12 protein-coding genes are annotated in these 25,086 nt (G+C 69.3%); 11 read left to right on the forward strand and 1 reads right to left on the reverse strand.

The annotated features are described in order from the left end of the window. The first annotated feature begins 89 nt into the window (after positions 1 to 89). The 9 genes from FHW12_RS18120 (at position 90) to FHW12_RS18160 (ending at position 18,118) form a co-directional block, all read left to right on the forward strand. Entirely contained in the window at positions 90 to 2,000 is a 1,911-nt protein-coding gene (locus FHW12_RS18120; RefSeq protein WP_182532448.1) for a hypothetical protein, read from the forward strand. A 107-nt stretch (positions 2,001 to 2,107) separates the two neighbouring features. Continuing rightward, the gene (locus FHW12_RS18125) at positions 2,108 to 4,129 is read left to right on the forward strand and encodes a hypothetical protein (RefSeq protein ID WP_182532449.1); all 2,022 of its coding nucleotides are present in this window, start codon (positions 2,108 to 2,110) and stop codon (positions 4,127 to 4,129) included. An 11-nt stretch (positions 4,130 to 4,140) separates the two neighbouring features. Then, entirely contained in the window at positions 4,141 to 6,096 is a 1,956-nt protein-coding gene (locus FHW12_RS18130; protein WP_182532450.1) for a hypothetical protein, read from the forward strand. Positions 6,097 to 6,300: 204 nt separating this feature from the next. Beyond that, the gene (locus tag FHW12_RS18135) at positions 6,301 to 8,271 is read left to right on the forward strand and encodes a hypothetical protein (protein WP_182532451.1); all 1,971 of its coding nucleotides are present in this window, start codon (positions 6,301 to 6,303) and stop codon (positions 8,269 to 8,271) included. A 174-nt stretch (positions 8,272 to 8,445) separates the two neighbouring features. Beyond that, positions 8,446 to 10,404, forward strand: coding sequence for a hypothetical protein (locus FHW12_RS18140; RefSeq protein ID WP_182532452.1), 1,959 nt, complete (start codon positions 8,446 to 8,448; stop codon positions 10,402 to 10,404). Then, positions 10,394 to 12,295: a hypothetical protein gene (locus tag FHW12_RS18145; RefSeq protein WP_182532453.1), complete on the forward strand. Its 1,902-nt coding sequence runs from the start codon at positions 10,394 to 10,396 to the stop codon at positions 12,293 to 12,295. Before FHW12_RS18140 ends, FHW12_RS18145 begins: the two co-directional genes overlap by 11 nt. A gap of 40 nt (positions 12,296 to 12,335) precedes the next feature. Further along, positions 12,336 to 12,950, forward strand: coding sequence for a hypothetical protein (locus FHW12_RS18150; RefSeq protein ID WP_182532454.1), 615 nt, complete (start codon positions 12,336 to 12,338; stop codon positions 12,948 to 12,950). Next, positions 12,951 to 14,498, forward strand: a complete 1,548-nt coding sequence (locus FHW12_RS18155) for a hypothetical protein (protein WP_182532455.1) — start codon at positions 12,951 to 12,953, stop codon at positions 14,496 to 14,498. Between the two features lie 257 nt (positions 14,499 to 14,755). Next, on the forward strand, positions 14,756 to 18,118 hold the full coding sequence (locus tag FHW12_RS18160) for a BACON domain-containing protein (RefSeq protein ID WP_182532456.1): 3,363 nt from the start codon (positions 14,756 to 14,758) through the stop codon (positions 18,116 to 18,118). A 48-nt stretch (positions 18,119 to 18,166) separates the two neighbouring features. Here the strand turns inward: FHW12_RS18160 and FHW12_RS18165 are convergent, their stop codons facing one another. After that, positions 18,167 to 20,557, reverse strand: coding sequence for a penicillin acylase family protein (locus FHW12_RS18165; RefSeq protein WP_182532457.1), 2,391 nt, complete (start codon positions 20,555 to 20,557; stop codon positions 18,167 to 18,169). 332 nt (positions 20,558 to 20,889) lie between these two features. On the opposite strand from FHW12_RS18165, the gene FHW12_RS18170 reads away from it, so the two are divergent. Then, on the forward strand, positions 20,890 to 22,602 hold the full coding sequence (locus FHW12_RS18170) for a hypothetical protein (RefSeq protein WP_182532458.1): 1,713 nt from the start codon (positions 20,890 to 20,892) through the stop codon (positions 22,600 to 22,602). A gap of 565 nt (positions 22,603 to 23,167) precedes the next feature. Further along, the coding region (locus tag FHW12_RS18175) for a GEVED domain-containing protein (RefSeq protein WP_220484526.1) at positions 23,168 to 25,086 on the forward strand (1,919 nt) is incomplete at its 3' end.

Here is a 25,086-nt window from a genome sequence, read left to right on the forward strand (position 1 = left end):
ATCGCGCGCGGCGATCCGTCGCATGCGCCGGCGTGGCACCATGCGCGCGAATCCCGCGCTCGTCGCCGGGCGCAAGGAGGTCGACCGGCATGAGATCGGGATGGTTGCTCGCCCTCGTCGGCGCGTGCTGCGCGATCGCCGCTGCGCCCGCGCGCGCAGCGGCTCACGCGGACGCGCACCTGTCGGCGGGCAGTGCGGATCTCGCACTGAATCCGGACGCGCTCGCGGCGATCGGCGTGCGCATCGAAGCGGTCGAGCGTGCACGTCGGCACGTGCCGGGAAAGGCGGGTGTCGCGCACGAGACGGCGAGCTTCGACGCCGCCGCCGACGGCCGCCTCGAGCTGCGCGTGAGCGACGGCATCGTCGCGGGCTTCGGCGCGGGTGCACTCCGCTATGCGGGCGGCATCGTGCTCGCCGGCGGCCGCGCGCGCGCCGACCTGCGCGGCTTCACGATCGGCGCGCGTGCGCAGGGCGGGACGGACGTCGCGCTCGCCGATGCGGCCGGCGTCGTGTGGCTCGTCGCCGACCACGCGCACTACGACGTGACGACGCATGTGCCGGCGGAGCTGTCGGTGCGGCAGATGGACCTGCGCATCGCGCCGGCGTTCGCCACCGCGCTCGGCCGGCCGCAGCTCGCCGGTCGCGTGATCGGCACGCTCGCGTTCCGCGCCGTGCTCGACGCGGCGGACACGAAGGCGATCGCGGGTGGCCGCTGCGACGCACCCTGGCCTGCGCCGGGGCGGCTCACGAACATCCGCCTCAGCTACTCCAACCTAAGCGGCTTCTGGGACTCGATCTACGTGCCGCGCTGCGGCCTGCCGCCGCTGCCCGACGGCGGCGCATGCACCGCCGACAGCACGCGCGGCAAGGTCGTGCTGGGTGCGGACGCGAGCCTGCGCAACGTCGGCGAAACCGCGGTCGCCTGGTACGCGCATTTCAGCGGCGAGCATCCGCCTTACGGCAACGACCAGCATCCGTTCCTCGTGTGGAATCTCTACCGCGTCGATCGCGACGGGCGCATCCGCCAGATCGGCGTGTCCGCCGCCAAGCACGCGTTCTTCTCGATCAACGAGCGCTGCCGCTGCGAAGGCGGCAACGTGTTCTGGCCCGGCTGCGAGGACATCTATTCGGCCAGCAGCAACGACAACGGCAGCGGCAACGGCGAGCAGAACCTCGCGCCGCGTTCGGAGATCGTGCCGTTCACCGGCAAGTGGGCGCGCTGCGGCTCGGTGTGGGATCGCGACTGCGACGGACGCATGGACGCCGGCAGCGGCGCGCAGGATCTCTACCGCTATCGCATGCTCGTCGACGAGAGCGACCTGCTGCCGCCGCTCGCGTCGGGTGCGCGCTATTTCTTCGAATACTGGTACGTCGTGCGCGACGATGCCGACGTCTACGACACGATGGGCTATCGCGAGATCCGCCCGCGCAAGACCGGACCCGCGTGGCAGGTCGAACTCGTCGCGGCCGATGCCCCCGACCACGACTTCTTCCTCGGGCCCGCGTTGAACCGCTGGGTCGATCCCGCGCACGAGAACGCGACGCGCACGAACCGCGAGCTGCGCACCCCGCACGGCCGAGCGCGCGTCGCCGCGGTCGCGACCGACATCGGCGAAGGGCGCTGGCGTTACGAGTACGCGGTCATGAACGTCGACTACGCATTCGTGCGTTTCGACCCGCAGCACGCGCGCGAACCGGACCTGAAGCTGCTCGACAGTCATGGCTTCTCCGCGTTCAGCGTGCCGTTGCCCGACGGCGCGACGATCGAGTCGACGCGCTTCGACGACACCGACGCGGACGGCAGCGACGACTGGGCCGTGCGTGTCGCCGATCGCGCCGTCACCTGGATGGCGCCGCCCGCGCGCAACACGCTCGACTGGGGCACGCTGTACCACTTCGAATTCGTGACGCGCAGCGCGCCGGCGACCGCGACGGTCGCGATCGAGGCTGCCGGCGACGCGACGCACTATCGTGCCGACGCGGTCGTCCCCGCGCGTTGAACGCCGTCGAGTGCCCGTGCTCGAGGCGCGTTCGCGTGAGCGGCGGCACAGTCGCGTACGCACGCTGTGCTAGCCTTCGAGGCTGGGTGCCGCCATGGGGATATGGCATGGATACTGTGCGTACGCTGGGATTGGGCCTGCTGCTCGCTGTCGCCGCGCCGGCGGCGTTCGCCGCGTCGCCGCCGCGGCCGTCGGCGAGCGCGCCCGAAGGCGCGTGGCTGGCCTGGGGCGGCCAGGCCTCGTTCGGGTTCAATCCGGACGCGCTCGCCTCGCTCGACCTGCGCATCACCGCGGCGACGGCGACGAGCGCGCGCTCGGTCGGCGTACCCGGCAAGCGCTACGACACCACGACGTTTCCCGCGCTCGACGCGGGCGCGCTCGAAGTGATCCATCGCGGGCCGGGCATCGTCGCGATTGGCGGTGGCGAGCTGCGTTTCGCCGGGGGCTTCGTGCTCGCCCATCCCGGCGGCGCGATCGACCTGCGCGGATTCGCGTTGCGCGCCGATCCCGCCGCGCGGCTCGGCATCGCGGTCGTCGACGCCGAAGGTCGCCCGTGGTTCACCGCCGACCATGCGCACTACGGCTTCGACGAGCAGGGGCCGGGCACGTTCTCGATGTACAACATGAACCTGCGCCTCGCGCCCGCGTTCGCCGCCGCGCTCGGCCGCCCGGAACTCGCCGGTTATCCGGTCGGCAGCCTCGAATTCCGCGCGCAGGCGCAGATCGGTCGCGACGAATCGCAGCCGCCGCCGGACGGTGGCGTCTGCAGCGCGCCGTTCTCGGGCCAGGGCCTGGTCACCGACATCGCGTTGATCTACGACGACGCCGCGAGCGGCTGGACCGGCCACGACGATTCCGTCTACGTGCGTCGCTGCGGATTGCCGCCGGTTCCGAACGGCGGCGCATGCACGAGCAGCAGCACCAACGGCAAGGTCGTGATCGACCAGGATTCGAGCCTGCGCAACATCGGCGACACCGGCGTCGCGTGGTACCAGAAGTTCACGAGCCCGTCGCCGCCGTACGGCAACGACCAGCACCCGTATCTCATCTGGAACCTCTATCGCGTCGACGCTGACGGCCGCGTCAAGCAGATCGGCGTGTCCGCGGTGAAACACGCGTTCCTGACGATCAACTGGGCGCACGTGAACGGCGAGTGCGGTTGCGCCGAGGGCCACGTGATCTACCCGACTTGCGAGGACACGTACTCGCTCAGCAACAACGACAACAGCAGCAGCGGAGGGTCGCAGCAGCAGAACCTCGCGCCGCGCAGCGAGGTGATCCCGTCGAGCGCGATCTGGGGCCGCTGCGGCTCGGTATGGGACGCGAACTGCGACGGCGTCATGGACGGCGGCAGCGGCGCGCAGAACCTCTACGACTACCGCATGCTCGTCGACGAGAGCGACATGCTCGCGCCGCTCGCGACCGGCGCTCACTACTTCTTCGAGTACTGGTACATCGTTCGCGACGACGCGAACATCTACAACACGATGGGCTATCGCGAGATCCTGCCGACGAAGAACGGATCGACCTGGCAGGTGAGCCTCGTCGGTGCGGGTGCGGCCGACCACGACTTCTTCCTCGGGCCGCTGCTGAACCACTGGGTCGATCCGCTCGCGCCGGCTGCGAACGCGATGAACCAGGAACTGTCGACGCCGCTCGGGCGCGCGCGCGTCGCGGTGAAGGCGACCGACCTCGGCGGTGGCCAGTGGCGCTACGAGTACGCGGTCATGAACTTCGACTACGCGCACGTGCGCGTCGATCCGGCGCACGCGAGCGAGCCGAACCTGAAGGTGCTGGAGAACCACGGCTTCGCCCGCTTCAGCGTGCCGCTGCCCGCGAGCGCATCGGCGGGCGCGTTGCGTTTCGACGATGCCGACAACGACGCCGGCAACGACTGGGTCGCGTCGAGCGCCGGCGGCGCGGTCAGCTGGAGCGCGCCCGCGACCGGCAACACGCTCGACTGGGGGCGCCTCTACCATTTCGAGTTCGTGTCGGATGCGCCGCCGTCGTCGGCGACGCTCGGCCTCGTCGGTGCCGCGACCTCGAGCGAACCGGACATCGCCTATACGCTGGACCTGCTCGGCCCGAGCGTGGTCGACGACACGATTTTCCGCAACGGCTTCGATTGAGCGTACCTGTCATGACCGGAACGGCCTCCCAGTTCGCGTGGCGCGCGTGCATCGTGCTTTCGTTCGTCCTCGCGTGCGTCGCCGCGCCAGCCGCACGGGCCGCCGGCGCGCACGACTGGCTCGACGTTTCCAAGCGGCTCGCGCACCTCGGCGGTGGCGTCGATTTCACGCCGCACGGCACGCAGCCCGGCCTGTTCAACGACCTCATCTATTCCGACAACTGCGCCGCCTGCCATCGCGGCAACAGCGGCACGCAGACCACCTACCGCCCGTATTCGACCTGGGCCGGTTCGATGATGGCGAACGCGACGCGCGATCCGCTGTTCTGGGCTGCGCTCGACATCGCCAACCACGACGCACCCGGCTCGGGCGACTACTGCCTGCGTTGCCACACCTCGCGCGGCTGGTACGGCGGGCGCGTCGTCAAGGCCGGCTTCGGCAACCCCGACAACGACGTGACGCTCGGCAGCGCCGGCTGCCTGCTCGCCGGCCAGTACGACTCCGCCGACGATCTCGATTCCGACTTCGGGGGTGCAAGCTGCCATTTCTGCCACCGGCTCATGCCGCAGGGACCGCTCGGCGAACCGGGCTACACCGACAACGCGAACGCGTGGGTCGACGACGGCGATTGCGCCAACACGGGCGAATTCGAACCGTGCCGACGCGGCCCGTACACCTATGCGAATGGTGACGAACAGCCTCCGCATGCATGGGTGCAGTCGGCGTACCACGCGCAGAGCGAGATTTGCGGGCTCTGCCACAACGTGAGCTCGCCGGACACGTCGAGCGGGCCGCTGAAGACGCTCAAGCTCGCCAACGGCACCGACACCGGCCTGCCGTTCCCGATCGAGCGCACGTTCGCCGAGTGGCAGCAGAGCCAGTACGCGCAGGCACCGCAGCAGACCTGCCAGAACTGCCACATGCCGATGAGCGAGGACCCGAACGCGAGCGCGTGCGTGTTCACCGGCTTCCCGAACCGCAGCGGCAACCTGCCCGTGCACGCCTTCGCGGGCGGCAACGCCTGGGTGCCCGGCATCATCAAGGGGCAGTACGGCGACGGCATCGTCGCCAACGGCGGCATCGATCGCGCCGCGTCGTTCGATCAGACCACCGCGTGGGCGAGGCAGATGCTCGGCGCTGCCGCGGTGCTGACCACGACGATCCAGAACTACACGCCGCCGAGCGGTTCGACCGCCGGATCGATGGCGGTGCAGGTGAAGGTGACCAACCTCAGCGGCCACAAGCTGCCGAGTGGCTACGCCGAGGGGCGCCGCATGTGGCTGAACCTGCAGGTGCGCGACGCCGCGAACGCGCTCGTGTTCGAAAGCGCCGCCTACGACGGCGCGAGCGCGACGCTCGCGCAGGATCCGCAGGCACGCGTCTACGAAGTGCTGCAAGGCATCTACAACCACAACGGCACGAACACCTGCGACGTCGAGGACGGCGGCGGCAACGCGATGTTCCATTTCGTCCTGAACGACTGCATCGCGAAGGACAACCGTATCCCGCCGCTCGGCTTCCAGCCGGCGACGAGCGGCGATCCGAACGGCTACAGCCTGCGTCCGGTCGGTGCGACCTATCCGGAGACGTCGCCGGGGTCGGGCATCCTCGTCAACTACGACACCGCGCCGTACGCGATCACGGTGCCGGTGGGAACCAGCGGTCCGCTGACCGTGACCGCGCGCCTGTACTTCCAGACGTCGAGCCGCGACTACATGGAATTCCTGCGCGACCAGGCCGCCGCGAACGGGACCGCGGCGGAGAACACGCTCTGCGCGAGCGGGCCGGGGCGCCCGTTCGCGGTCGGGCCACAGGACAAGACGCGCGGCCAGTACGCGTACGATCTCTGGAGCGGAGCGGTGGCCGGCGATCGCGTGTTCGCCGACGGCTTCGACGGCGAGCCGGTCGCGCGCTACGGCAAGTCCCCGCCCGAGCTCATGCAGTCGGCGAGCGCGACCACCCCCTGAAACCGTCCGCATCGACGCGGCCGCCCTTGGTTGCTGCGCTGCGGCACGCAGCGCGCCGGCGCAGTGCTAGATTCGAGCTTTGTGCCGCGGAAGCTGTGTCCGGTGATCCGGTCGGAGCGGCGCGGCGGCAGGACGCTGCCGACACGGTACGGGGCTTGGTCCGTCCGCATCCGCGGACGACCGATCGACTGCTTTGGGGGCTCGATGAAGCGTCTTCTTCTCTCCGTCTGCATCACGATGGCATGCGTCGCTGCGGCGCACGCCGGTATCGCCGACCGCACCGCGCGTGCGGGTGCATCCGCCGAACAGGCATGGTCCGCCTGGGGTGGCTCGATGGGCGTGCGCTGGAACTACGACCTGATGGCCAATCTCGGCATCCGCGTCGAAACGCGTGCAGGCCAGCTGCGCCAGACCGACGACCGCGGCCACGAGTGGTTCTCGCTGCGCCAGGCCGGCGGCCTGGAGTTCCTCGTCCGCAACGATTCGTTGCAGCGCTTCCGCGATGGTTCGCTGCGCATGAGCGGCGGCTACGTGCTCGCGCTCGCCGACGGCACGCGCATCGACCTGCGCGACGCGACGCTGCGCGTGAACCCGAAGAATCCGAACGTGCTCGACCTCGTCTCGAGCGACGGCAAGGTCTGGTTCTTCACCGACCGCATCATGTTCGAGCTCGCCGACGGCAATCGCACGCTCGCGGTGCGCGCGGCGGACCTGCGCATTTCGAGCGAACTCGCGCAGCGCCTCCACGCGCCCGAGTCCGACGGCTGGGAACTCGGCGATTTCGCGATGAACACCGAGGTCAACATCGTCGGCAGCAATCCCGCGCCCGAGCGCTCGTGCTCGGCGTACCCGTGGCCGAACGTCGACGTGCCCGGGGTCGCCGGCGCGAAGTACCAGGCCGACTTGTTCATGCAGAACTTCTCGATCTCGCCGGTCGGTTGCCAGACCTGCACCGGCGCGACCGGCACGGGCATCGCCGCGTTCGCTCCTTCGTCGACGCTGCGCAACAACGTCAACGACGGCACTGCGCAGGCGACCGTACCGGGCGATCCGCTCGGCACGAGCTCGGCGCTCTACACCGCGGACGTTGCCTGGTACACGAAGTTCTCCGGCAACAATGCGCCGTACAACAACGACCAGCATCCGTACCTGATCTGGAACCTCTATCGCGTCGACGCCAACGGCGGCATTTCGCAGATCGGCCGCTCCGGCGTGAAGCACGCGTTCCTCACGATCAATTCCGGCTGCATCAGCCAGTGCGGCGGCAGCCACCAGCTCGGCCTCGGCTGCGGCGACACCTACGGCACCGGCAACAACGACAGCCCGGGTGACATGGGGCCACGCAGCGAGATCATCCCGGCCACCGGCCAATGGGGACGCTGCGGCTCGATCTTCGACACCAACTGCGACGGCACGTCCAACAGCAGCGGCAACACGAGCTGGACGCAGCGCATGAAGGTGCCCGAGAAGAAGCTCGCGCACGTGGCCAACGACGGCGTCACCTTCCTGTTCGAGTCGTGGTACGTCGCGCGCGACGACATCAACATCTACAACTCGATGGCGTCGATGTCGGTGAACCCGCAGTTCTCCGGTTCGCAATGGTCGCTGACCGGTGCCTCGAACTACCGCCTCGGCGGCGCGATCGACCGCTGGGTCGACCCGAGCAATCCGGGAGCGAACGCGCGCACGTCCGAACTCAAGACCGCCGAAGGCCACGCGAAGCTCGCCGCGAAAGTCACCGATCTCGGCGGCGGTCGCTGGCGCTACGACTACGCGATCATGAACTTCGACTTCGCGCGTGCCGAAACGCAGGGCGCCGAACCGAACCTGCGCGTGGTCAGCAACAAGGGTTTCGACGCGTTCAGCGTGCCGATCCAGGCCAGCGCGCGCCTGCAGGGCACGAGCTCGAATCTCGGCGACGCGGGCGCGGGAGCGCAGTGGCGCGCGTCGATCGCGAACGGGCGGATCACGTGGAGCAACGATCCCAACCAGCCGGTGTTCGGCGGTCCGTCGACGCCGCCGGTGCCGAGCCTGCCGACGCTCGACTGGGGCACGCTGTTCTCGTTCTCGTTCATCGCGACGACGGCGCCGGTCGAGGGCAGCGCGACGCTGCATGTCGCGCAAGCCGGCTCGCCGGCGTCGATCGACCTCGTCACGCTCGTGCCCGGAAGCTGAAGCGTCCGCGTCCCGCCGCGGCGCTCGCGGCGGGATGCCCACGGGGGGCCGGCAGCGATGTGACGATCGTCTCGTCTTGGTCCGCCGGCCCGTGTACATTCGGCGTTTCGGCTTCGCGCCGCGGCACGCCTGGACCGGCGGCGGCGCGCGTCCGTCGTTGCCTGGGGATATTCGATGAAGCATCTCGCCTGCGCCGCCCTGTTCGCCCTCGGCGTCCCGGCGATCGGCGTCGCGCAACCGGCGCCGGTGACCGACGTCGCGCCGCCCGAGGCCGCCCGCTGGTCGATCTGGGGCGGTACCGCTGGCGTCCGCTGGAACTACGGCCTCGCCGAACGCATCGGCCTGCGCATCGGCGCGCCGCAGCAGCGCATCGCCGACGCGCCGAACCGCCACTTTCAGCGCTTCGAGATGCGCCGCGAAGGCGCCCTCGTCTTCCATCTCGAGAGCGGGCACTTCCGCGGCTTCGACGGCGGCTCGCTGCAGGCCCGCGGCGGCTATTCGATCGACGTGCCGGGCGGACGCATCGATCTGTCCGGTTTCCGGCTGGTACCGCGCACCGGCGATCCCTACGTGCTCGATCTCGTTTCGGCCGACGGCAAGGCGTGGTTCTACATCGACCGCCTCATGTACGACCGCCGCACGCCCGACCACGCGTTGTGGATCCGCACGATGGACGTGCGCGTCAGTCCCGAACTCGCGCGACGCCTCGGCCAGCCGATGGTTGCGCGCTGGGCGATCGCGGACATGGAGCTCGACAGCGAGGTGCTGCGTCGCGGGGGCGGTGCGGCGCCCGCGGGCTCGTGCGACGACCAGGTTGGCACGAACTGCAATTTCGCCGGCACGCCCGCACCCGGCGGCGGCACCTACCAGGCCGACCTGTTCATGCTCGGCTTCGATCCGCAGTTCAGCCGCTGCGACGGCTGCACCGGTCCGAGCGGCCACGGCACCGTCGTGTTCACGCCCTCGTCGTCGCTGAAGAACAACGTCAACGACGGTTCGCTGCAGGTGACGATCCCCAACCAGGGCGCGCTCGGCACGAGCAGCGTGCCGTGGGCGGCGGATATCCCGTGGTACACGAAGTTCTCGGGCAGCTTCCCGCCGTACGGCAACGACCAGCACCCATTCCTGATCTGGAACATGTACCGCCTCAACGCGGACGGCAGCATCGAGCAGATTGGCCGTTCCGGCGTCAAGCACGCGTTCCTCACCGTGAACAGCGGCAGCACCTGTCCGTACTCGTTCGGTCACGTGCTCGGCCGCAGTTGCGAGGACACCTACGGCACGGGCAACAACGACAGCCCGAGCGACCTCGGCCCGCGCTCGGAGATCATCCCGGCGACGAACCAGTGGGGTCGCTGCGGCTCGATCTACGACGCCAACTGCGACGGCAGCGAGGACTTCCCGAACGTCGGCGACTACGACTACCGCCTCACCGTCGGCGAAGCGCAGTTCAACCAGGCGTCGAGCTCGTACCTGTTCGAGTCGTGGTACCTCGCGCGCCAGGACGTGAACATCTACAACTCGATGGGCACGGTGTCGACGACGCAGAACTGGAGCGGCAGCTTCTGGGGCATCAACGCGTCCGGCTACAAGCTCGGTCCGGCGATCGACCGCTGGGTCGACCCGCTCGCGCCGGCGGCGAATGCGATGAACACCGAACTCGCGGTCGGCGAGGGGCACGCCAAGCTCGCGGTCAAGGTCACCGACAACGGTGACGGCACCTGGCGCTACGACTACGCGGTGATGAACCTCGATTTCGCGCGCGCGGTGACGCAAGGCGCCGAACCGAACCTGCGCGTGGTGTCGAACAAGGGCTTCGACCGCTTCAGCGTGCCGTTGCCCGCGGGCGTCGTCGTCAGCGCGACGCGCTTTTCCGATGGCGACCTCGTCGCGGCGAACGACTGGAGCGTGGACACGAGCGGCGGCCGCGTGACGTGGACCGCGCCGACCGCGACGCTCGACTGGGGCTCGATGTACGCATTCTCGTTGACTGCGAGCTCCGCGCCGGTCGCGGCTGCCGGCAACCTGCGCGTCGCGCAGGCGGGCAGCCCTGCCGCGTTCGACCTCGCCACCTTCGCGCCGGCGCCGGTCGCCAGCGACGTCATCTTCGCGAACGGCTTCGATGCGCCCTGACGCGTCGCGCCTGCGTATCGTCGCATCCGGCCTCGCGGCGTTGTTCGCCGCGACGGCCGCGTTCGCGCTCGACTACACGCCGCACGGCACGCAACCCGGGCTCGACGTCACGCTCGGCGCGGTAAGCGTCTGCATCGACTGCCATCGCAGCCTCGATCCGGCCAACGCCGGCTTCATGCCGCATTCGACCTGGGGCGGATCGATGATGGCCAATGCGATGCGCGACCCGCTGTTCTGGGCGGCGCTCGACGTCGCGAACCACGACGCCGCGTCGGAAGGCAACGCCGGCGTCGGCGATTACTGCCTGCGCTGCCACACGCCGCGCGGATGGCTCGGCGGCCGCGTGGTCAAGAACGGTTCCGGCGGCACGACCGGCACGGGCGGCGAGAGCGGCTGCAAGCTGCTCGGCAACTACGCGTCGAAGGATCGCGACAACAGCGACTATTCGGGCGTCGATTGCCACTACTGCCATCGCCTGATGCCCGGCGGCCCGCAAGGCGAGGCGTTCATCACCGGCAACGCGAACGCGTGGGTCGACGATGCTCTCACCTGCGAGAGCACACCGGGTTTCTTCGGCCCGTGTCGACGCGGACCGTACCAGTACGCCGCGGGCAGCATGCTCGAAGCGCCGCACGGCTGGGCGTATTCCTCGCATCACACCGGTTCGGCGATCTGCGCGACCTGCCACGACGTGACGACGCCGGACACCGACCAGGGGCCGCTCAAGACGCTCGTGCGCGCCGACGGCACCGACAGCGGCCGGCCGTTCCCGATCGAGCGTACCTCGACCGAATGGAGCCGCAGCCTGTTCGCCGACGCGATCCTGCGCGACGGCTTCGGCGACGCGCCCTCGGGCACGCCCGCCGTGGCGACCGCGCAGCCGTGCCAGGCGTGCCACATGCGCACGTCGCAGGATCCGCTCGCGAAGGCGTGCGAGGCGAATCCGTCCGGTTCGCGCACCGGCAACCTGCCGGTGCACGAGTTCGCCGGCGCCAACGCGTGGGTGCCCGGCATCATCAAGGCCGAGTACGGCGGCAACCTGCTGCAGCAACCCGAGGACTACGACCGCACGATCGCCTCCGCGCGCGACATGCTCGCGTCGAGCGCGACGGTGTCGACGACGATCACCGCGTACACGCCGGCGACGCCGACGACCGCGGGCTCGATCTCGATCGAGGTCGCGGTGACCAACCTGAGCGGGCACAAGTTGCCGACCGGTTATCCCGAGGGACGCCGCATGTGGCTCAACCTGCAGGTGCGCAGCGCCGCCAACGCGCTCGTCGCCGAGAGCGGTGCGTACGACGACGCGACCGCGACGCTGACCGAAGACGTGCAGGCGCGCGTCTACGAGTCGCTGCAGGGAATCTGGGATGCACCCTCGCAGACGTGCGTGGTCGAATCCGCAGGCGCGAAGCAGTTCCATTTCGTGCTCAACAACTGCATCGCGAAGGACAACCGCATTCCGCCGCTCGGTTTCCGCGTGACCGCGCCCGACGATCCCGAGGGACTCGAAGCGGGCCCGGTCGCGGCGAACTACGCGGAGACGTCGCCGGGTTCGGGCGTGCTCGTGAACACGGATCGGGTGGCGTACACCTTCACGGTACCGGCCGGCACGACCGGCCCGCTCAGCGCGAAGGCGACGCTCTACCACCAGGTGGCGAGCAGCGACTACATCGCGTTCCTGCGCGACCAGTCGATCGACAACGCGTTCGGGGCGGAGAACGACCTCTGCGCCGGCGGCCCCGGGCGTCCGTTCACGGTCGGCCCGCAGGCGCTCTCGCGCGGCGAGTACATGTACGAGCTGTGGACCAGCCCGCTGCACGGCAAGTCGCCGCCCGAACCGGTCGCGACCGGCGTCGCCGTCGCCAAGACGGGATCGCGGCGCCGATGACGGCGCGGAGCCACCACCCTGTGAAACGGAAAAGACCCACGTGAAATCGATACGCTGCAACGGCCTCCTCATCGTCGCGCTCTCGCTGCTCGGATTCGCCGGCTGCGCCAGCGTGCCCGCTCCGCGGCCCGCGGCTTCCGCGCCCGAGCTCGTCGCGAGCGACGTGCCGGCCGAGGGGCGCATGAAGGGCATCGTGGCCAACCGCAGCTACGAGGACTTCTTCGTGCACGAGGGCGTGGAGACGCGCCGCCGGATCGAGCTCGCCTGGGACTACGACCGCGCGACCGCGATCCGCCGCACCTACGACCTCGACGGCACGCTGCTGCAGACCGAAGACGTCACCGGTGCCGAGATGCGCCTCACGCCGGTCGAGGACGAGCGCGTGAAGGCGCTCGTGCGCGGCTATCCGGGCCTGCGCGACATCGCCGCGCGCACCGGTGTCGTGATCTGGGCCGGTGGTTTCGTCATGCGCAAACCCGGGGACCGCTATTGCGATCGCGGTACCCGGTGCATCTACGCCATCCTCGCCGAGGATGGTGGATTCACGCCGATCCAGCGGGCCATCGTCGACCTTCAGCGCGATCGCGTGGTGTATCCGGATTTCGACGCGGGGTCGCGTCGACAGAACGAAAGTCCTTCCTTGGGGAGCCACTAAATGCATATCCGTCGATCTCTGTCGTTGTTGGCGCTGTTGTTGTTGGGCGGCTGGACCATGCCCGCGTTCGCCGATTCGCCGACCTGCTCGGGCAGCGAACACCTGCTGAGCTGGCCGAGCGGCAATCCGATCTGGGAAATGTGCTGGCTGCCGCCGAGCCTCAGCGTGGGCGCGGACGGCTCGAGCCTCGAAGTGCGCAAGGTGTACTTCAAGGGACACCTCGTCATGCGCCGCGCGCACGTGCCGATGCTGTTCGCCGAATACAACAGCTCCACCTGCTATCGCGACTGGAAGGACGCCGACGCGGCCTTCCTCGCCGACCACGCGGTGCAGAACCAGCTCGGCATTTCCGTCGACCCGCCGCACGCGACGACGTCGTGCGACCGCTCCGCCGCACCGGTCACCGCGTACGGCGACTGCCCGTTCCAGATCGCGGGTTATCCGAACGCGACCGCGGGCTGCGCCTCGGGCGTGAGCCTCGAGGACGGCGGTGACCACGTGACGCTGACCACGCAGCATTCGGCCGCGTGGTACCAGTACACGTCGCGCTGGACGTTCTGGTCCGACGGCCGCATGGAGCCGGAGTTCGGCTTCGGCAACAACGACGGCACCGGCAACGAGACCACGCACTGGCACCACAACTACTGGCGCATGGAGTTCGCGATCGACGATCCGGCGAACGCGGTCAACACGATCAGCATCAACGACGTCGACCAGACGGCCGAGTTCAGCGACCTGCGCAACGCGACCGGCGGTCCCGGCGGCACGCCCAAGACCTGGGAAGTGCGCAACACGACGACCGGCAACGGCTTCCGCCTCGTCCCGAGCGCCGAGGACTACCTCGTGCCGACCAACGAATCGGGCCGCAACTTCCACACCATCGACGTGATGGGCACCAAGCAGCACGACGGCGAGTACGGCGACCGCTCCGACAACCCGCTCGGCGCGTGCGCGATGAACCAGTCCGCGCTCGTCAACGGCGAAAGCCTCGTGAATACCTCGGTCGCGCTGTACTACCGCGTGTCGGTGCGCGACACCTCGCACGACGAATGGCCGCCGGGTTGCTCCGGTGGCACGTGCCTGCCGCAGGACTCGATGGTGTGCAAGAAGCGCGGCCCGACCCTCGTGCCGTTCGGTCCGTGGGCGACGTCCAATCCGGGCCAGCCGGCGGCGACCGTCGCGCCGGGCGACGTCGAGGTCACGGTCGTGCACGGCGGCAGCGCGAACGACATGTTCGGCCTGACCAACTCCGGCGACGTCGGCAGCACGCTCACCTACACGATCGACACGGCGCCGATCACCTGCGCGAGCCCGGGACCGGTCGCGTGGCTCGGCCGTTCGCCCGACCAGGGTTCGGTCGCCGCGGGCGCGACCGCGACGATCACGGCGAGCGTCGACGCGAGCAACCTCACGGCGGGCAGCTACACCGCGATGATCTGCGTGCACAGCAATGATCCCGCGCACGCGCTGATCGAAGTGCCGGTCAACGTGACCGTCAACATCGATCCGAACGACGTGATCTTCGCGAGCGGCTTCGAGTCGCCGTAAGCATCCGGCGGGCGCCGCGGTCGCGGCGCCCGCTCCCGCGGCACGGGCATCGCAACGGTGCCCGCACCGGTGCCGCGTGAGTCATCCGACGCGTGCGATGCTCGGCCGTACGCCGGCGCATCGGCGCTCGTGGACCCACCCGCCGGCCATCGCCGCCCCTCTTTCGCGACCGCATGCGCGCACGCCGTTTTTCGGCGTAGAGTGCGCAACTTGCGCGCGCCGGACGACCGTCGCGCCTCACCACGGGGGAGCGAACGATGAAGCGTTTCTTGCTCGCGCTGGGCGCCGTCATGGGCGCGGCGACGACGGTGCTTGGCCTCGCGTCGGACGCCGTCCGCACCCAGGCAGCGTCCGGCTGGTCGGTCTGGGGCGGTGAAGTCGGCATGCACTGGAACCGCGAGCTGATGCACGACATCGGCCTGCGCATCGAAACGCCGCAGCAGCGTCTCGCGGACGCCGCCGACCATCACTTCGAGCGCTTCGAGGTACGCCGCAGCGGCGCCCTCGAATTCCGCATGGACGGCCACGTGTTCCGCGGCTTCGCCGGCGGTACGTTGCAGGCGCGCGGCGGCTACGTGCTCGACTTCGACGGCGGCCGCATCGATCTCACCGATTTCCGCCTCGTGCCTCGCAAGGACGATCCGTTCCTGCTCGATCTCGTCTCCGCGGACGGCAAGGCGTGGTTCTACATCGACCGCCTCATGTACGAGCAGACCGGCAGCGACGGCATCCTCAGCGTGCGCACGATGGACCTGCGCATCGGCGACGAACTCGCCGCGCGGCTCGGCCAGCCCGAGATCGCGGGGTGGACCGTCGCCGACATGGAACTCACGAGCGAAGTGCTGAGCCACGGCCCGTTGCCGCCGCCGCTCGCCTGCAACGTCAACACCGGTGCCGGCTGCACGTTCTCCGGTGCCGCGGCCGCGGGCGGCGGTACCTACCAGGCCGACCTCTTCATGAAGTCGTTCTCGCTGCAGTACTCGCGCTGCAGCGGCTGCGCCGGTCCTACAGCGGGCACCGGCACGATCGTGTTCACGCCGTCGTCGACGCTGAAGAACAACGTCAACGCAGGTTCGATCCAGACCACGGTGAGCGGGCAGGGCGCACTCGGCAGCAGCACGGCGCCGTGGGCCGCGGACATCCCGTGGTTCACGATGTTCTCGGGCAACTTCCCGCCGTACGGCAATGACCAGCACCCGTACCTGATCTGGAACATGTACCGCGTCAACGCGGACGGCAGCATCGAGCAGATCGGTCGCTCGGGCGTCAAGCATGCGTTCCTCACCACCAACGTCGGCTGCGCCGACGGCCGCTCGTCGGGTCACGTGATCGGCACCGCGTGCGAGGACACGTACGCGGTAAGCAACAACGACGACAGCACGCGCCTGGGTCCGCGCTCGGAGATCATCCCGGCGACGAACCAGTGGGGACGCTGCGGTTCGATCTACGACGCCGATTGCAACGGCACCAACGATCATCCCGCGGTCGGCAGCTACGACCATCGCCTCAAGGTCGGTGAATCGCAGATCAGCCTGGTCGCGAATCCCGGCGCGACGTTCCTGTTCGAGTCGTGGTACCTCGCGCGCGAGGACATCAACATCTACAACTCGATGGGCACGGTCGTCTCGACCCAGAACTGGAACTCCACCAACAACACGTGGAGCATCAGCGCGTCGACCTACAAGCTCGATTCCGCGATCGACCGCTGGGTCAGCCCGACCGCGCCGCCGGCGAACGCGAAGAACAGCGAACTCGCGGTCGGCGAAGGCCACGCGCGCCTCGCGGTCAAGGCGACCGATAACGGCGACGGCACCTGGCGCTACGACTACGCGGTCATGAATTTCGATTTCGCGCGCGCGTCGACGCAAGGTGCCGAGCCGAACCTGCGCGTGCTGTCGAACAAGGGCTTCGACCGCTTCAGCGTGCCGCTGGCCGCAGGTGCCGTCGTCAGCGCGACGCGCTTCAGCGACGGCGATCTCGTCGCCGCGAACGACTGGACGGTCGACACCTCGGGCGGGCAGGTGACGTGGACCGCGCCCGTCGCAGGACCGACGCTCGACTGGGGCACGCTGTACGCGTTCTCGGTCACCGTGAACGCGCCGCCCGCGGCGCTGGACGGCACCCTGCGCGTCGCGCAGGCCGGCAGCCCTGCGAGCTACGACCTCGCGACACTCGCGCCGGGCACGGCCGCGCCTGCACCGGCGGCGACGGTCGCACCGACGAACCTCTCGTTCACCCTCGTGCAAGGCACGAACGACACGCAGTCGTTCACGATCGGCAATGCGGGCGCGGTCGGCAGCACCTTGCACTATACCGTCGACACGGCGCCGACCTCGTGCGCGAGCCCGGCCGCGGTCGCCTGGCTCGGCGCCTCGCCGGCGTCGGGATCGATCGCGCAGGGCGCGCCCACTCAGTCGATCGGCGCGACCGCGAATGCGGCGAGCCTCGCGCCGGGCAACTACACCGCGAAAGTGTGCGTGCACAGCGACGACCCGGCCCACGCGGTGATCGAAGTCGCGGTCGCGTTGTCGGTCAGCGCACCGCCGCCGACCGCTGCGGTCGCGCCGACCAGCGTATCGCTCGACCTCGTGCAGGGCACGAGCGGCAGCACGACGTTCACGCTCGGCAACAGCGGCGCCGTCGGCAGCACCTTGCACTACACCATCGATACCGCGCCGACGTCGTGCGCGAGTCCGGCCGCGGTCGCCTGGCTCGGCGCCTCGCCGGCGTCGGGTTCGATCGCGCAGGGCACTGCGGCGCAATCGGTCAGCGTGAACGCGAACGCGACGAGCCTCAGTCCCGGCACCTACGCGGCGAAGCTCTGCGTACATAGCGACGACGCGGTCGACGCTGTGATCGAAGTGTCCGTCGCGTTGTCGGTCAGCGCGCCCGTGCCGACCGCGTCGGTCGCGCCGACGACGCTCTCCGAGACGCTGGTGCAGGGCACGACCGGCTCGCAGGCCTTCACGATCGGCAACACGGGGCAGGGCGGCAGCGTGCTCCACTACACCGTCGACACCGCGCCCGCGACGTGCGCGACGCCGGCGGGCGTCGCGTGGCTGTCGCTCGCGCCGACCTCGGGCAGCGTCGCGCAGGGTGCGTCGGCCGCGAACATCGCCGTCACGTTCGACGCGGCGTCGCTCGCGCCCGGCAGCTACACCGCTTCCGTGTGCGTGCACAGCGACGATCCGGCGCATGCGACGATCGCGATCGGCGTCTCGCTCGACGTCACGGCGCCGGTGCCGACGGCCGTGGTCGCCCCGGCGAGCCTCGACTTCCACGTGCTGCAGGGCGCGACGGCGAGTTCGACCTTCAACGTGTCCAATACCGGCGACGGCGGCAGCGTGCTGCACTACACGATCGACGAGGCGCCGGCATCGTGCGCGAGTGCGGCGGCCGTGCCGTGGCTGTCGGCGACGCCGGCGTCCGGCTCGGTCGACGAGGCGGGCGTGCCGGCGGTCGTGACCGTGCACGTCGACGGCGCCGGCCTCGGTGCGGGCACCTACACGGCGAAGGTCTGCGTACGCAGCGACGACCCGGCGCACCCGACGATCGACGTCGACGTGACGCTCGCGGTCAGCGACGTGATCTTCGCGAACGGCTTCGATTCGTCACCGTGATCACGCGGCGGGCGAACGCGCGCCGCGCGTTCGCCCGCAGGTCGCACTTCAGTGCGACGGAGCGAGTTCGAGCACGTGCTGCGCCGGACCCGGCAGGAACGGCGTCGGCGTGCCGTGCACCCAATCCGCATGACCGGCGCCGTAGTACGGCGACAACGGATGGCCGCTCTGGCCACCCGGCATCATGAAATAGCCGTGCGCCTCGTCGCCGGGCGCGACGCCGAAACGCTCCGACGCGCCGAAGTCGGGCGCCTGCACGCGCGGCATGTGGGTGTCGCCCGGCAGCGCTTCGTAGGGCATGTCGAGCCAGCGCGCGACGAACGCCGGCAGTCCACGCGACAACGGATGCGCGATATGCGCGGTGTTGCGTTCGCCCCAGGTGCGCGCGGCGATCCCGCCGGGTTGCGCATCGAGCTTGAGGCCGGCGCGATCGATCGTCGCGACCAGCAGCGCGTCCCAATCGGCGGTACCCGGCGGCAACAGGTGTTCCGGGCGCTGGCCGAGCAGCTTCCACACGGCCTGCTCCGATTGCGGCAGCTTGGGCAGCGCGAAGTCGGGGAACGGCTTGCGCACCGCCGCGGCGAAGGCGTCGAGCACCGTGTCGACGACTTCGCCGCGCCACGCGCGCACGAGCCGGTAGGCGACCGCATCGGTCGACGCGTGGTCGTTCCAGCCCGCGAGGATCTGCTTCATCGCGTCGTGCAGTGCCGACGGCGGCGCGCGGTTGAGTTCGAGCGCGAGCAGGTCCTTCCAGCGCTCGAGGAACAGCGCGCGGTCGTCGAGCTGGATCTTCAGCAGGTCGTCGACCGCGAGGCGCTCGTGCGCGCGCAAGGTGTCGCGAATCTGCGCGGCGCGCGCGCCGAGGTCGTAGCCGCCGTCGCCGATGATCTTCAGCGCTTCGCCTTCGACCGGACGCTGGTTCGCGCTCCAGAGGCGGTTCCACGGCGGATTGGCGACCAGCGGATGCAGGCTCTCCGGTTCCCAACCGTCCCAGCCGGTGCCGGCCTGCGACCAGTCCGCGGGTAGCTGCGGATCGAAGCCGCCGACGCGCTTCGGGATGCGCCCCGCGATCGTCCAGGCGATGCTGCCGGCCTTGTCGCCGGCGATGAAGTTCTGCGGCGGGATGCCGCTCGCCTGCGCGACGGCGACGGCTTCGTCGACGGTGCGCGAGGCTTCGATGCGGATCAGGTTGACGTCGATGCCACCCGGCTGCTGCGCGACCCAGGCGAGCGCGAGCGGGGTGCCGTCGGCGTCCTTGGCGAGGATCGGGCCCCAGCGCGTCTCCTCGACTTCGATCGTCTCGTCGTCGCCGCCGTGCACGTGGATGCGCTCGGCGTGCTTCTCGGTCGTGGCCCAGCCGTCCGGCACGCGATAGCGCATCGGATCGTTCGGGTCGCGCTCGACGCGCACCCAGTCGGTCGTGTCGGCGTAGCTGTTGGTGAAGCCCCAGGCGACGAGGCCATTGCTGCCGGCGACGACGGCCGGCGTGCCGGGCAGACCCGCACCGGTGACGTCGATCATGCCGCCCGCGCCGCGCGCGTCGGGATAGACGACGCGCGTGCGGAACCAGAGGTTGGGTACGCGCAGGTCGAGGTGCATGTCGTTGGCGACGAGCGCCGAACCGCCGGCGAGCGCGCCGCCGACCGCGAACGCGTTGCTGCCCGGAACACGCGGGTCGGTGACGCCGTGGCTGCCGCGCAGCAGCGCCGGATCGAGCGTGCGCAGGTCGAGTTCGCTCGCCGGCGGCACCTCGGGCCACGACAGCGGCGCGCCGGCGATCGGCGCGTCCCAGCCGCCGCCGCTCGCGGTGAGGAACGCGTAGGCGGACGCGGGCAGCGCCGCGTGCATGCGCGAGAACGCGAGCTCGCGTTTGTCTTCGGCGTCGTTGAGGGTGAATGCCATAGCGGCGACCACCAGCAGCGTGTCCTCGCTGCGCCACGGCGCCGGCGCGTTGAACGTCGCGAGGTAGGCGAACGGGCGCACGGCGAGGTCGGCGAGCCCGGCGTTGACGCCGTCGCGGTACGCGTCGAGCGCGTCGCGCTGCTCCGGCGGCAGCGTCGCGAACGCGCGCGCCATGCGCGCGCGCATGCGGTGCGCACGTACGGTGCGATCGATCGGCAAGGCCGCCTTGCCGAACAGTTCGGCAAGCTCGCCCGCCGCGCGGCGGCGCAGCAGGTCCATTTCGAAGTAGCGCTCCTGCGCGTGCACGTAGCCGAGCGCCCAGTTCGCGTCGCGTCGGCTTTGCGCGCGCACGGTCACCGTGCCGAGCGCATCGCGTTCGACCCGTACCGGCTGCTTCAGCGCGGCGTCGCGGACCTCGCCTTCGTAGCGGGGCAGGCTGCCGCGAAGGGCGAACCAGCCCGCGAGGGGCAGCGCGACGATCAGCAGGACGAGAATGAGGACGGCTCTCTTGAGCAGGCGTCGGCGGCGAGGCGGCATCGCAGGTGTCCATGCGGAGGAGCGCGCATCGTAATCGATCCTGCTGAACGAACCGCGGGGCTGATGCTGTCACGCAAGTGCAAGCGAATTGCAAACGACGTTGAAACCGTGACGTGCACTGCTAGTATCGAACGATTGCCTGAAGTCGGGCAATGCGAGCGGCGGGGCGATGTGGGAGCCCGTCGCGTGATCGGCACGGCGCATGCGTCGTGTCGATCCGAAATTCATCCGGAAGGACGACGCCCCTGTGCGTCCGACCCGGAAGCTGGCAGCGACGGCGGATGGACCTCTGCCGGGCAGAGGACCGTCGTCTACAACCTAGGGAGTTGATTGTGAACAAAGTTTCAGCCAGAGAAGTCAGCAATACCCGCGGCGGCGTGCTCGCCGCATCGCTGCTCGGTACCTGCGTCGCCCTTGCCTGCGGCACCGCTTTCGCAGCGGACGCCAGCCATTTCTCGAAGAGCACCGCCATGCCGCGCACGCAGCAGGCCGCCGCGCGTGGTGCCTTCTCGCATCATCGCGGTGCGGGCCCGGACGGCACGCCCGCCTGCGGTTCGATCACGATCACCCAGTCGAGCACGCAGACGATCACCGCTCTCAACTCGATTTCGTGCAATGGCAACGGGTTGCACGCCGACAATTCGTATTTCCGCGCGTTCGACCTCGCGTCGCTCGGCGCGCCGAACGGCCTCGACGTCTGCGAAGTGCAGGTCGGCGTCGAACAGGCGACGTCGACGGGCGCCGCCGGGCAGCCCGCGACGATCAACCTCTATACGACCAGCGCGCCGTTCCCGAGCGGCTATCCCGGTTCGCTGACGCAGATCGGCACGTCGAGCGTCACGATCCCCGATTCGGCGACCGGGTCGGTGTACGCGATCCCGGTGACGGGCTCGGCGCCCGCGGGTTCGGAACTCGTGGTCGAGGTGTTCACGCCGAGCGGCCAGGCCGATGGCAACTCGTTCTTCATCGGTTCCAATACCGATCCGCAGTCCGGCCCGAGCTACCTCCTGGCGGGTGATTGCGGCGTCACGGCGCCGACCGACACCGCGGCCATCGGCTTCCCGAACATGCACATCGTGCTGAACGCGGTCGGCAATCCGGCCGGACCGAGCGATGTGATCTTCGCCGACGGCTTCGACGTCGTCGGGCCGTCGACCGCGCCGACGCTGGCGAAGGCGTTCGCTCCCGCGACCGTGACCGTCAACGCGAACAGCGTGCTCACCCTCACGCTCGACAATAGCAGCAACGCCGGTCCGGCGACGCTGGCGGCGGACCTCGTCGACACGTTCCCGAGCGGGCTCGTCGTCGCGACGCCGTCGGATGCGGCGACCACGTGCACGGGCACCGCGACGGCGACCGCGGGCGGCGGTACGCTCACGCTCGGTACCGGTGCGCAGATCCCCGCTGCCGGGACCTGCACGGTCACGGTGTCGGTGACCTCCGCTACCGCGGGCAGCTACACCAATACGATCGCGGCAGGCGGCCTGCAGACCGACCTCGGCAACAGTGCGGCCGATGCTTCCAGCGTCCTCGTCGTCGACGGCGGGACCCACCATGCGGCGACGTACACGGATCGCGCGACGTTCATCACGCACGTGGCCCCCGGGTTCTACGAGAACGACTTCGCCGATCTGAGCGACAGCTCGGCCGCGGAGCCGGCGCGCAGCTACAGCTCGGGCGGGTTCGGCTATACGGTGGACACCGTGCCGACGCCCGACGACCTGTGGTTCTTCACGGGCGTGATGACCACCAACGGGTCGGGCGACCAGCTCGTCGTCACGTTCACGAGCGGCGCGGTAACGGCCGTCGGCGGCAACTTCTTCGCGTCCGACATCAGCGGCGCGCCGATCGCCGGCAATGCCGTGGACCTGCTGCTGAGCGACGGCACGACGGAGACCTTCTCGACGGCGGCCGCGACCGATTTCCGTGGTTTCACGACGGTCGCACCGATCACGAGCATCTCGATCGACGCACCGAACGCGGCCGATCCGGCGGACAACAGCTGGTCGACGATGGACAACCTGATCGTCGGCGTAGGCGACTGATCGCGACGTACGTCCTTCCGTGACGACCGAGGGCCTCCAACCGGAGGCCCTCTTTTTTTCGGTCGCCGCGCGCGATCGACGGGGCAGTTTTCGCGTGTGCGAGGGGGTGCCCGCTTGAGCTGAATGAGGGGAGTTGTTGTTCCGCACCCGACAGGCATATAGTCGGCGAACCTCGACCGCCGCGTTGCGATCTGGTGGGACCGGGGGCAATCCATGGATCGGTGCGTTGGAGGTGCCGGCAGTACCACTCCGGCACCGGGTCGGGCTTTGTTGTGCGTTGACTGGGGTCTCGCGCATGAACCGATGTCCATGCAAGGCTGCAACTCTCCGCAGTCGAACTTCAACTCATCTCCATAGCACTTGCCGAATCCGCGGCAGGTGCGTTTTTGTGTGCTCGTAATCCAAGCTCGTTCGTCGATCTACGGGGGTAAACCGCATGAAACGCTTGTTGAAACTTTCCTTGGCCTTGGTGGCTGCGGGCGGGACGCTGGCAGCGTCTGCCGCGGGACCAGCCACCAGCGCAATCGCGACCACATCGGCCGAGAAAGCGTCGCCGCCGAATGCGGTGTCGTCGCCCCTCGTTCCGGATGCCATCGCGCCGTACTGCGTCAATACCTACACCAACAACGTTGAACCGATCACGCTGGTGCAAATCAGCGACATCAACAACCCGTCTCCTGCGGCTACCGGTGGTACGGCGCACGAGGACTTCACCGCGATCATCGGCACGCTGCGCCCGGGCGCGACGTATGCCGTGACGATGAAGTCCAACACCGACGGTGCATTCCTGCACGGCCACGCCCTGTACGTGGACTGGAACCAGGACACGCTGCTGGATGGTGCGGGTGAAGGACTCTTCGTCGGCACGATCACCGGCTCGACCGGCACGGATGCGGCATCCGTGTCCGCGCTGGTCACCGTTCCTGCCGGCGCGACAGCCGGCAACACGCGCCTGCGCGCGATGACGGTCTACAACGCGACCACGCTGGCCGGCATCCCGCCGTGCCGCACGGGCGCAGGCTACGGCCAATCCGAGGACTACACGGTCAACATCGATCCGGGCGCGCCGATGCCGCCTGCGTTGCCGAACCTGTCCAAGTCGTTCACGCCGAGCAACCGTGACTTCTCGACGCCGACCACGACACTGACGCTTAACCTCGGTCAGTTCAATGCCGGCGCCGCATCGCTCAACCTTACTGCGGACCTCGTCGATACCCTGCCCGCCGGCATGACGGTCGCCGCGACGCCCAACGCGTCGACGACCTGTCCGTCCGGCGTGGTCACGGCGGCGCCGGGTGGCGCTACCGTGACGCTCGGAACGGGCGCGCAGATCCCGCCCGCGGGCTGCACGGTCACGGCCGACGTCCAGGTGGCCGCGGTCGGCATCTACGCCAATTCGATCGCTGCCGGTGCGCTGCAGACGAATGCCGGCGCGGGTCCGGGTGCGAGCGCGAATTTCACGGCGACCAGCGCGACCACGGCGACCTACAGCACAGGGTTCGAGCCGCCGACGTTCGTGGTCGGCAACATGGGAACGCAGGGCGGCTGGGGACGTTCGGGCGGCGTCGCGGCCGATACGACGATCTCGACGGCCCACCCGGGTGCAGACGCGCAGCATCTGCGCTTGACCTGGGCCACGGCCGGCACGGGCACGGTGGCGGCCATTTCGCCGACCCAAGGCCAGGGCACGACGACGTATTCGATCGCGTCCGGGAAGCTGTCGATCCAGCCGAATGCGACGGGCACGCCGTTCGACTTCGCACCGCAGGACACGGGTGCGGGCTCGGTCATCACGCGCGTCCGCTTTAACAATGACGCGGCCAAGAGCATCCAGGTACTCGATCCGAACGGCGGTGGCCCCGGTGTCGCGGGCTACGTCAACACCGGTGCGGACTGGACGGCGCTGGCGGGTACGACGTACTTCGACCTCAAGGTCATCACGAAGCGCGCGGATTCCACCTACCGGGTCTGCATCAACGGTACGTCCATCTTCAACGGCACCGGGTTCGCGGCGAATCTGCGCAACATCGCGATCATCGGCACCAAGGGCACGGGCACGAACGGCAATATCCTCGATGTCGACAACGTCGCCATCGACAACAGCAACATCGGCACCTGCAACGGCCTGCCGCCGTCGCATACGGTGACGCCGAGTGTCGGCACACCGTCCGGTTCGATCAGCCCGAATACGCCGCAGACCGTCATCGAGGGCGCGACGACCGCGTTCACGTTGAGCGCGAACGCCGGTTTCCATATCGACACGGTCACGGGCACGTGCGGCGGCTCGCTCGTCGGCAACACGTACACGACGAACGCCGTCACCGCGGACTGCACGGTGATCGCGAACTTCGCGGCCGACGTCGTCACGCACACGGTCACGCCGAGCGTTGGCACGCCGTCGGGCTCGATCAGCCCGAGCACGCCGCAGACGGTCAACGATGGTGCGACGACGGCGTTCACGCTGACGGCCAATGCGGGTTTCCA

Origin of the sequence: Dokdonella fugitiva (assembly GCF_014138265.1) — a bacterium.
GTDB classification, from domain to species: Bacteria; Pseudomonadota; Gammaproteobacteria; order Xanthomonadales; family Rhodanobacteraceae; genus Dokdonella_A; species Dokdonella_A fugitiva_A.

What these genes read in the sequence shown, in the direction of transcription:
- FHW12_RS18120 (WP_182532448.1), top strand. Translation starts at nt 90, where the DNA reads ATGAGATCGGGATGGTTGCTCGCCCTCGTCGGCGCGTGCTGCGCGATC.
- FHW12_RS18125 (WP_182532449.1), top strand. Translation starts at nt 2,108, where the DNA reads ATGGATACTGTGCGTACGCTGGGATTGGGCCTGCTGCTCGCTGTCGCC.
- FHW12_RS18130 (WP_182532450.1), top strand. Translation starts at nt 4,141, where the DNA reads ATGACCGGAACGGCCTCCCAGTTCGCGTGGCGCGCGTGCATCGTGCTT.
- FHW12_RS18135 (WP_182532451.1), top strand. Translation starts at nt 6,301, where the DNA reads ATGAAGCGTCTTCTTCTCTCCGTCTGCATCACGATGGCATGCGTCGCT.
- FHW12_RS18140 (WP_182532452.1), top strand. Translation starts at nt 8,446, where the DNA reads ATGAAGCATCTCGCCTGCGCCGCCCTGTTCGCCCTCGGCGTCCCGGCG.
- FHW12_RS18145 (WP_182532453.1), top strand. Translation starts at nt 10,394, where the DNA reads ATGCGCCCTGACGCGTCGCGCCTGCGTATCGTCGCATCCGGCCTCGCG.
- FHW12_RS18155 (WP_182532455.1), top strand. Translation starts at nt 12,951, where the DNA reads ATGCATATCCGTCGATCTCTGTCGTTGTTGGCGCTGTTGTTGTTGGGC.
- FHW12_RS18160 (WP_182532456.1), top strand. Translation starts at nt 14,756, where the DNA reads ATGAAGCGTTTCTTGCTCGCGCTGGGCGCCGTCATGGGCGCGGCGACG.
- FHW12_RS18165 (WP_182532457.1), bottom strand. Translation starts at nt 20,557, where the DNA reads ATGCCGCCTCGCCGCCGACGCCTGCTCAAGAGAGCCGTCCTCATTCTC.